This is a genomic window from Ideonella sp. P3_A4 (assembly GCF_056403075.1).
Map to the genome: position 1 here is coordinate 1 of NZ_JBFUGE010000231.1, position 9,238 is coordinate 9,238.

Annotated in this window: 9 protein-coding genes; all 9 read right to left on the reverse strand. The window is 65.8% G+C overall.

Translation table 11 applies throughout. The features are described from left to right. Positions 1-288 (reverse strand): OmpH/Skp family outer membrane protein (locus AC1DYI_RS19210; protein WP_477205739.1); only part of this gene is annotated, 288 nt, incomplete at its 3' end. A gap of 5 nt (positions 289-293) precedes the next feature. Further along, positions 294-2,633 carry an outer membrane protein assembly factor BamA gene (bamA, locus tag AC1DYI_RS19215; RefSeq protein ID WP_477205731.1) on the reverse strand — a complete coding sequence of 780 codons (2,340 nt, stop codon included), beginning with the start codon at positions 2,631-2,633 and terminating at the stop codon, positions 294-296. A gap of 10 nt (positions 2,634-2,643) precedes the next feature. Beyond that, positions 2,644-4,005 (reverse strand): RIP metalloprotease RseP, encoded by a 1,362-nt coding sequence (rseP, locus tag AC1DYI_RS19220; protein WP_477205732.1) that lies wholly within the window; start codon positions 4,003-4,005, stop codon positions 2,644-2,646. 12 nt (positions 4,006-4,017) lie between these two features. After that, positions 4,018-5,202, reverse strand: coding sequence for a 1-deoxy-D-xylulose-5-phosphate reductoisomerase (ispC, locus tag AC1DYI_RS19225; protein ID WP_477205733.1), 1,185 nt, complete (start codon positions 5,200-5,202; stop codon positions 4,018-4,020). Between the two features lie 33 nt (positions 5,203-5,235). Then, the gene (locus AC1DYI_RS19230; protein WP_477205734.1) at positions 5,236-6,072 is read right to left on the reverse strand and encodes a phosphatidate cytidylyltransferase; all 837 of its coding nucleotides are present in this window, start codon (positions 6,070-6,072) and stop codon (positions 5,236-5,238) included. A gap of 7 nt (positions 6,073-6,079) precedes the next feature. Further along, the gene (locus AC1DYI_RS19235) at positions 6,080-6,838 is read right to left on the reverse strand and encodes an isoprenyl transferase (protein WP_477205735.1); all 759 of its coding nucleotides are present in this window, start codon (positions 6,836-6,838) and stop codon (positions 6,080-6,082) included. Positions 6,839-6,843: 5 nt separating this feature from the next. After that, complete coding sequence (frr, locus tag AC1DYI_RS19240) at positions 6,844-7,404, reverse strand: ribosome recycling factor (RefSeq protein WP_477205736.1); 561 nt, start codon at positions 7,402-7,404, stop codon at positions 6,844-6,846. Between the two features lie 12 nt (positions 7,405-7,416). Next, positions 7,417-8,127 (reverse strand): UMP kinase, encoded by a 711-nt coding sequence (pyrH, locus tag AC1DYI_RS19245; protein ID WP_477205737.1) that lies wholly within the window; start codon positions 8,125-8,127, stop codon positions 7,417-7,419. A gap of 129 nt (positions 8,128-8,256) precedes the next feature. Beyond that, on the reverse strand, positions 8,257-9,153 hold the full coding sequence (tsf, locus tag AC1DYI_RS19250; RefSeq protein WP_477205738.1) for a translation elongation factor Ts: 897 nt from the start codon (positions 9,151-9,153) through the stop codon (positions 8,257-8,259). Positions 9,154-9,238: the final 85 nt, after the last annotated feature.

Sequence of the window (9,238 nt, forward strand, 5' to 3'; positions counted from 1 at the left end):
GTCCTGGTCGGCCAGGTCACGCTGGCGACGGGTGCGCTCGGATTCGGGCAGCGTCGGGCCTTCCTTCTCGAGCTTCTCCATCGCGCCGCGCAAGCGGTTGCCCTGGTCGGCCAGCTCGGTCTCGCGCTTCTTGAATTCGGCTTCCAACTTGGCTTGGGCAGCCTTGGCCGGTGCAGCTTCGCGCAGAACGCGCTCGCTGTTGACGTAGCCGATCTTCAGCTCCTGGGCATGAATGCCAGCAGCCAGAGTCAGGGCCGCCGCAGCGACAAGGGTTTTGCTAAGCGACATGATCATCAAAAGGCCGTTCCGACTTGAAACTGGAAACGTTGGATTTTATCGCCTGTAAAGGCGCGCAAGGGGGTGCCGTAGCTCAGCTTGAGCGGGCCGACCGGCGAAATCCAGCTCAGGCCCAGGCCGGCGGAGACGCGCAGGTCGCTCAAGGTGCCGGTCTGGCCGCGGTCGCGGTCGCGCTCATTCACCGGCCCATCGTGGTCGCGCCAGACGTTGCCGGCGTCGGCAAACAGGAAGATGCGCAGCGACTTGTCGTTGCCTGAGCCCGGCACCGGCAGGTAAAGCTCGGAGTTCAGGTTCAGCTTCTTCGCACCGCCGTCGTAGGCGCCGGTGATGTCGACACCACCGAACGAGCCTTGCTCGAACACGCGCACCGAGCCCAAGCCGCCGCCGTAGAAGTTCTTGAACAGCGGGTACGGCTTGCCGCCCAGGCCGTAGCCTGCGCCGACTTCACCGTTGATGCCCAGCGTCAGCTTGTTGGTGACCGAGAAGTACTGCTGGTACTGGGCGTTCAGGCGGGCGTAGTGCACGTCGCCGGCGATCGAGAAGTCCAGGTTGACGCGCTGGTAGCGGCCCTTGGTCGGGACCAGCGGGTTGTCACGCTCCTCACGCGCCCAGCCCACCGTCAACGGCACGCTCAGGGCGTGGTTGCCGAAGTTCTCGACGAAGGTGAAGTAGCTGTTCGGCACGCCGGCCGACGTGCCGATGATGGTCTGCTCCAGGCCGACGCCGAAGAAGACCGTGTCGTATTCGGTGAACGGCACACCGAACCGCACCGACGCGCCCGGCGTGGCCAGCTGGTAGGCATCGCCCTGGCTGTTCAGCGGCTTGGAGGTGCGGTAGTAGACGTCCAGCGCCCGCGAGACACCGTCGTCGGTGAAGTACGGGTCGACCGTGCTGACCACCAGGTTGCGGCTGAGCTTGCTGGTGTTGACTTCCAGGCCCAGGTAGTTGCCGGTGCCGAAGACGTTTTCCTTCTTGATCGAGCCGGAGAACGACAGGCCCGCGGTCGAGTAGCCGGCCGCCAGCTGCAAGCTGCCGGTCTGCTTCTCTTTCACGTTCAGCACCAGGTCGACCTGGTCGGGCGAACCGGGCACTTCCTGGGTGTCGACGGTCACGTCTTCGAAGTAGCCCAGGCGTTCGACGCGGTCTCGCGAGAGCTTGATCTTCGCGCCGTCGTACCAGGCCGACTCGAACTGGCGGAATTCGCGCCGCAGCACTTCGTCGCGGGTGATGGCGTTGCCGGCGATGTTGACGCGGCGCACGTTCACGCGCACGCCGGGGCTGCCCTGCAGCACGATCACCACCTGGCCGGTCTTGCGATCGATGTCCTGCCGCGGCTCGATCCGGGCGAAGGCGTAGCCGTAGGTGCCGTAGAGGTCTGAGAAGGCGCGCGTCGTCGCCGTCACCTCATCACCGCGGTAAGGCTCGCCCGGGCTGATCACCACGCGCTTCTTGAAGTCTTCTTCGCGGCCCAGGTACTCACCCTCGAGCTTCACGCCGGCCACCGTGTAGGGCTGGCCTTCTTCGATGCCGATGGTGATGCTGATCTCTTGCTTGTCCGGCGAGATCGTGACCTGGGTCGTCTTGACGTCGAACTCGAGGTAGCCCTTGTTCAGGTAATAGGCGCGGATCTTTTCCAGGTCGGCGTTCAGCTTGGCGCGCGAGTAACGGTCCGACTTGGTGTACCAGCTCAGCCAGCCACCGGTGGTCAGGTCCATCARGTCCAGCAGCGTCGACTCGCTGAAGGCCTTGGCACCCTCGATGTGGATGTCCTTGATCTTCGCGACGTCGCCTTCGACCACCGTGAAGGTGATGTTGACGCGGTTGCGCTCGATCGGCGTGGCGGTGGTCACCACCTCGGCACCGTACAGGCTGCGCGTCAGGTACTGGCGCTTGACTTCCTGCTCGGCGCGGTCGATCACCGCCTTGTCGTAAGGCTGGCCTTCGGAGATGCCGTTCTCCTTCAGCGCCTTGGCCAGCGTGTCCTTGTCGAACTCACGCAAACCGATGAAGTTCACCGAGGCGATCACGGCACGTTCTTCAACGACGATGACGACCACCTGGCCCTCGATGTCGATGCGCACGTCCTTGAACAGGCCAGTGGCAAACAGCGCACGCAGCGCGGCGGCACCCTTGTCGTCGTTGTATTCGTCGCCGATACGGAACGGCAATGCACCGAAGACACTGCCGGGGTCACCCCGCTGCAGGCCTTCGATACGGATGTCGCTGATCTGGAAGGGTTCAACGGCCCGAGCGGAAGTCGCGACCGTGGCAGCAGCCAGCAGGGCCACGTACGCAGGAACCGGACGCAGCGAGGTCAAGGCAAAGGGAAATGGCATCGGGAGGGTGTCACTGCAGGCCCAGGATGCGGGCCACGTCGTTGGAGAGGGCGATGGTCATCATCAGCAGGAGTACGAAGGCCCCACTGCGCTGCAGCCACTTGAGCCACAGATCCGAGACCGGTCGACCGGTCACGCCCTCGAAAAGATAATACATCAGGTGCCCACCATCGAGCATCGGCAGCGGCAGCAAGTTCAATACGCCGAGGCTGACGCTGACCATCGCGAGGAACTCGAGGTAGTCGCTCAGGCCGTGCTGGATCGACTGGCCGGCGTAGTCTGCAATCGTCAACGGCCCGCTGAGGTTGCGCAGCGAAGCCTGCCCGATCAGCATGCGGCCCAGCATCTTCAGGCTCATGCCGGCCATCGTCCAGGTGCGCTGGGCACCACGGACCAAGCCGTCCACAAAACCGTAGCGGACGTTGGCCAAGCGCGCGGGGCCACCAGTGGGCGCATCGATGCGCCCGAAGGTCTTGCCGTCTTCGGTCACTGCGCGAGAAGAGACATCGAGCTCGACCCGCTGACCGCTGCGCTCGACCAGCCAGCGCATCGGCAACACGTCGCCGGTCGGGTGAGCACGAATGCGGTCGATCAGGCCCTGCGCATCAACCACCGGTGCGCCATCGATGCTCAGCACCAGGTCGCCGGCACGCACGTCCGCCTTTTCGGCCGGGCCTCCCGCGATGGGCCGGCCCATCACCGGTGGACGGAAAGGCACGCCAACGCCAATGCGCTGGAAGGTGCTCGCATCGATCTCCTGGCCGGCCAGGGTCGACAAGCGCAAGGTCAGTTGCCGGCGGTGGTTGCCCTCCGAGTCGCTGACCTGCAGCTGCAGGTCTTCTGCCTGCAGTGCCGCCTGAGTCACCTGCCGCAGCAGGTCGCTCATCGAGGCGAGGTCTTCCCACTCACCGGCCTGGGTGGCACTGGCCTGTACCCAGTCACCGGCGGCCAGCCCTGCCTCGGCCGCCAGGGTGCGCGCCGGCGGCGTCGCCACGATGGCCATCACCTCGTCGCTGCCCAGCCAGTTGGCCCCGGCATACAGCAGCACCGCCAACGCGAGGTTGGCAACCGGGCCGGCCGCAATGACAGCGGCGCGCCGGCGCAGCGGCTGGGCGTCGAACGCTTCGCGTGCCTGCTCAGGCGGGTACGGCTCCCCGTGTCCCAGCATGCGCACATAACCGCCGAGCGGGATGGCTGAAATGGTGAACTCGGTGGCGTCGGGGTGGGCCTGGCGGCGCCAGATGACCTTGCCGAAGCCGATCGAGAAGCGCAGCACCTTGACGCCGCACCAGCGCGCCACCTTGTAGTGGCCGTACTCATGCACGACGATCAAGATGCCGAGCGTGAGCAGAAAGCCAAGCACCATGTTCATCGTCAACGGCCTTCAGCGCTGCAGGGCCTGCACCCGTTGTCGGGCACAGTCGCGGGCCTGGCGGTCCAGGTCCAGCAGGTCTTCGATCGGTGCATCGAGGGTCAAACGCGATGGCAAGGCCTCGAGCGTGTCGGCATTGATGCGGTGGATCGCGTCGAAGCCGATGCGGCGATCCAGGAAGGCAGCGACCGCCTCTTCGTTGGCCGCATTGAGCACTGCCGTGCTGCCATGCGGACCGTGCAGCGCGTCCCACGCGAGGAACAAGCCCGGGAAGCGCGCACGCTCGGGCGGCTCGAAGGTCAATGCGCCGAGCGACAGGAAGTCGAGCGCCTCGGCACCCGACTCGATGCGCTCCGGGAACGCCAGGCCGTAGGCAATCGGCACCCGCATGTCGGGTGTGCCCAGTTGCGCCAGTACCGACTGGTCACGGCACACGACCATCGAGTGGATGATGCTCTGCGGGTGGATCACCACCTTCACCTGCTCGGGCGTCAGGTCGAACAGCCAACGCGCCTCGATCACCTCGAGCGCCTTGTTCATCATCGTGGCCGAGTCGACCGAGATCTTGCGGCCCATCACCCAGTTAGGGTGAGCGCAGGCCTCTTCAGGCGTCACGCCGGCCAACGAGGCCGGGTCGCGCTGGCGGAACGGCCCGCCCGACGCGGTCAGCACGATGTGGTCGATGCGCTGCTTCCATTGCGTGCGGTCTTCGGGCAGGCACTGGAAGATCGCCGAATGCTCGCTGTCGATCGGCAGCAGCGTCGCGCCGCCTTCGACCACCGCGGCCATGAACTGGGCGCCACCGACGACCAGCGCTTCCTTGTTGGCCAGCAGCAGGCGCTTGCCGGCGCGCGCCGCGGCCATGCAAGGCGGCAAGCCGGCAGCACCGACGATCGCCGCCATCACCGTGTCGACATCCGGGTGCGCGGCCAGTTGCACCAAGGCATCCGGCCCGTCGAGCACCTCGGTGCTGGCGCCGGCTTCGCGCAAACGTCCGCGCAGCTGCTTGGCGGCAGCGGGCTGGCTCATCGCGGCGAAACGCGGCTTCCATTGCAGGCACTGCGCCAGCAGTTCATCCACGCGCTGATGGCCCGTCAGTGCGACAACCTCGAATCGTTCGGGATGGCGGCTCACCACGTCGAGCGTGTTGCTCCCCACCGAGCCGGTCGAACCCAGAACGCACAAGCGCTGTCGCATTACTACCGTTTCAATCAATCGTGAAGAGTCCGGTCAGACGGCGGTCAGCGCCATCACCGCGGGCAGGACCGGCAGCAAGGCGTCGATCCGGTCGAGCACACCACCGTGGCCGGGCAGCAGGCGGCTGGAGTCCTTGGCCCCCGCGGCCCGCTTGGCCATCGATTCCACCAAGTCGCCAACCACGCTCAAACCGCACAGCACGATCAGGCCCAGGGCGAACAACACCAGACCACGCTGCGCCAGCAGCGTCGAGAACACACTCGGCCCCGCAATCGGCCACACCTTCTCGGCGGCCATCCAGCCCCAGGCCAGCAGGCCCACGCCGACCATGCCGGACCAGACGCCTTCCCAGCTCTTGCCGGGGCTGATCGATGGCGCCAGCTTGCGACGGCCGAACGTGCGCCCGCCGAAGTAGGCCGCGATGTCTGCCGCCCAGACGATGCACATTGCAGAGAGGATGAAGCCCAGGCCCCGCTGCTTGGCCGCTGCCAGCGCCAGCCAGGCCACCGACAGCATCAGCCAGCCCAGCACCAGCCGCGCGGCCTGCGGCAGCTGCGGCCAAGCCTTGGGGCCGGCGCGCAGCGCGAGGCCGCCGCCAATCGCCCAGCCAACCAAAGCCACCCACCAGACGATGGTCGGCGCAGCAATCGCCCAACCCATCCACCAGGCTGCGCCACAGGTCAAGGCGACCGCAGCCCCCATGGCCACCGCGCCAGCCATGCCCAGGCTGTTCAGCCGGCCCCATTCCCAGCCGGCGGCGCCGATCATCAGCAACGTCAGCGCAGCAAAAGGCAGCAGGCTGTCGGCCAGCAAGGCCGGCAGCAGCAGCGCCAACAACACCAGCGCCGTGATCACCCGTTGCAGCAGCATCGTGGGGTCAGGCCGAAGAGGCCTCGTTGAGGGGAGCTGCGGCCGGCACGCCGCCGAAGCGACGCTCGCGACCTGCGAAAGCAGCGATGGCCTTGTCCATCTCGGCCGCGTCGAAGTCGGGCCAGAGACAGTCGGTGAAGTAGAACTCGGCGTAGGCCAGCTGCCACAGCAGGAAGTTGCTGATGCGCACTTCGCCGCCGGTGCGGATGAACAGGTCGGGGTCTGGCGCATGGGCCAGGGCCATGTAGCGGCTCAAGGAATCCTCGGTGAGGGCTTCCGGCTCGACACCGTTGGCCAAGGCGCGCTTGCAGGCCTGGACGATGTCCCACCGGCCGCCATAGTTGAAGGCCACGGTCAGCGTGAGACCGGGGTTGTCCTTGGTCAGTTCCTCGGCTTCGTTCCAAGCCTGGCGAACCTTCTCGGACACGGCCGAGCGGTCGCCCATCACCTTGATACGGATGCCGTCCTTGGCCAGCCGCTTGAGGTACCTCGAGACCCCCACCAGCACCAGGTTCATCAGGCCGGACACCTCTTCGTCGGGGCGCTTCCAGTTCTCGGACGAGAAGGCGTAGACGGTCAGGTATTCAATGCCGCGGCGCGCGCAATCGTCGATCACGCGCACCACGGTTTCCATGCCGAACTTGTGGCCGAACACGCGCGGCATGAAGCGGCGCTTGGCCCAGCGGCCATTGCCGTCCATCACGATGGCGACATGGCGCGGCACGGCGGGGTCGCGGCCGGCGGCCGCCTGGGACGGTGTGGCCATCAGGCTCAAACCGCCAAGACGTCGGCTTCCTTCGCTTGGACCAGCCTGTCGATTTCGCTGACAGTGCGGTCGGTGAGCTTCTGCACGTCGTCCTGTGCACGACGCTCGTCGTCTTCGGAAATATCCTTGTCCTTGAGCAGCTTCTTCAGGTGCTCGTTGGCATCGCGGCGCAGGTTGCGCACGGCCACCTTGGTGTTCTCGCCTTCGTGGCGCACGACCTTGGTCAGCTCCTTGCGGCGCTCTTCGGTCAGCGCCGGCATCGGCACGCGCAGCAGGTCGCCCTGCGCCGACGGGTTCAGGCCCAGGTCCGACTCGCGGATGGCCTTTTCGATCTTGCCCGACATGCCCTTTTCCCAGGCCTGCACACTGATCGTGCGGGCGTCGAGCAGGCTGACGTTGGCGACCTGGCTGATGGGCACCATCGAGCCGTAGTAGTCCACGTGCACCTGGTCCAGGATGCCCGGGTGGGCGCGGCCGGTGCGTACCTTCTGCAGGTCGCTCTTCAGCGCCTCGATGGACTTGGCCATCTTGGTTTCGGCGGTCTTCTTGATATCGGCAATTGTCATGGTCGACTCTCCTCAGACATGCACCAGGGTGCCCTCGTCTTCACCCTGCACCACGCGCTTCAGCGCGCCGGGCTTGAAGATCGAAAACACCTTGATCGGCAGCTTCTGGTCGCGGCACAACGCGAACGCGGTCGCGTCCATCACCTGCAGGTTTTTTGCAATGGCTTCGTCGAACGTGATGTTCGTGTAGCGGGTGGCTTGGGGATCCTTCTTCGGGTCGGCGGTGTAGACGCCGTCGACCTTGGTCGCCTTCAGCACGATCTGCGCGCCGATCTCGGCCCCACGCAGCGCGGCGGCGGTGTCGGTGGTGAAGAACGGGTTGCCGGTGCCGGCGGCGAAGACAACAACCTTGCCCTCTTCGAGGTACTGCAGCGCCTTGGGCCGCACGTAAGGCTCGACCACCTGTTCGATGCTGATGGCCGACATCACGCGGGCCGTCATGCCTTCCTGGCGCATCGTGTCGGCCAGGGCCAGCGCGTTCATCACGGTGGCCAGCATGCCCATGTAGTCAGCGGTCGCACGGTCCATGCCGACCGAGCCGCCGGCCACGCCGCGGAAGATGTTGCCACCGCCGATCACCACGGCGACTTCGCAGCCCATCAACGTCACCTCCTGCACCTCACGCACCATGCGCACGATGGTGGCCCGGTTGATGCCATAGGCGTCGTCACCCATCAGGGCCTCACCGGACAATTTCAGCAGGATGCGTCGGTACGCCGGCATGCAAGGCTCTCCCAAGAGGCGAAGTGTGTGTCAGTCAGGGCACGATCTCTTGGATCGGCTGGAAGTGTACGCGGCGGCCTGGATCACAAGCCGCCGCTCGAGCCCACTCGAAGCGGGCTTTGCAGGTCTTTACTGGCCCTTGGCGGCAGCCACTTGGGCAGCCACTTCAGCAGCGAAGTCGTCGACCTTCTTCTCGATGCCTTCGCCGACCACGTACAGGGTGAAACTCTTCACCGTGGTGGCCTTTTCCTTCAGCATCTGAGCGACGGTCTGCTTGCCATCGGCGGCCTTCACGAAGACCTGGTCGAGCAGCGAGACTTCCTTCAGGAACTTCTGCACCGAACCTTCGACCATCTTGGCGACGATCTCGGCCGGCTTGCCCGATTCGGCAGCCTTCTCGGCGGCGATCTTGCGTTCCTTCTCGACCAGCTCGACCGGCACTTCGGCCGACGACAGCGCGGCCGGCTTCATCRCCGCCACGTGCATTGCCACGTCCTTGGCGGCCACGTCGTCACCGTCGTACTGGACGACGACGCCGATGCGCGTGCCGTGCAGGTAGCTGGCGAGCTTGCCGCCGTCGGCGTAACGCCTGAAGCGGCGGATGGCCATGTTCTCGCCGATCTTGCCGATCAGGCCCTTGCGAACGTCTTCGACCGTCGGGCCGAAACCGTCTTGCGACAGCGGCAGCGCCGACAGCGCGGCGGCGTCAGTCGGGTTGTGGTCGGTGATCAGCTGCGCGCACGCCTTGGCGAACGCCAGGAACGAGTCGTTCTTCGTCACGAAGTCGGTTTCGCAGTTGACTTCCAGCAGCGCGCCGGTGTTGCCGGCCACCGCAGCGCTGATCACGCCTTCGGCGGTCACGCGCGAAGCGGCCTTGCCAGCCTTGCTGCCCAGCTTGACACGCAGGATTTCTTCAGCGCGTTCCGCGTCGCCGTCGGCCTCGGTCAGCGCCTTCTTGCACTCCATCATCGGCGCGTCGGTCTTGGCGCGCAGTTCGGCAACCATGCTGGCGGTAATTGCAGGCATCTTCATCTCTCCGTTGCTGTGGCGTCAGGGCGTGGCCCGGCGCCGAAAGTTCCGTCCAGACCTCGTGTCTGGGGCATCACTGGGT

Bases quoted from the DNA above. Each gene is read 5' to 3' on its own strand.
- AC1DYI_RS19230 (WP_477205734.1), bottom strand. From the start codon at position 6,072: ATGCTGCTGCAACGGGTGATCACGGCGCTGGTGTTGTTGGCGCTGCTG.
- rseP (WP_477205732.1), bottom strand. From the start codon at position 4,005: ATGAACATGGTGCTTGGCTTTCTGCTCACGCTCGGCATCTTGATCGTC.
- pyrH (WP_477205737.1), bottom strand. From the start codon at position 8,127: ATGCCGGCGTACCGACGCATCCTGCTGAAATTGTCCGGTGAGGCCCTG.
- AC1DYI_RS19235 (WP_477205735.1), bottom strand. From the start codon at position 6,838: ATGGCCACACCGTCCCAGGCGGCCGCCGGCCGCGACCCCGCCGTGCCG.
- ispC (WP_477205733.1), bottom strand. From the start codon at position 5,202: ATGCGACAGCGCTTGTGCGTTCTGGGTTCGACCGGCTCGGTGGGGAGC.
- frr (WP_477205736.1), bottom strand. From the start codon at position 7,404: ATGACAATTGCCGATATCAAGAAGACCGCCGAAACCAAGATGGCCAAG.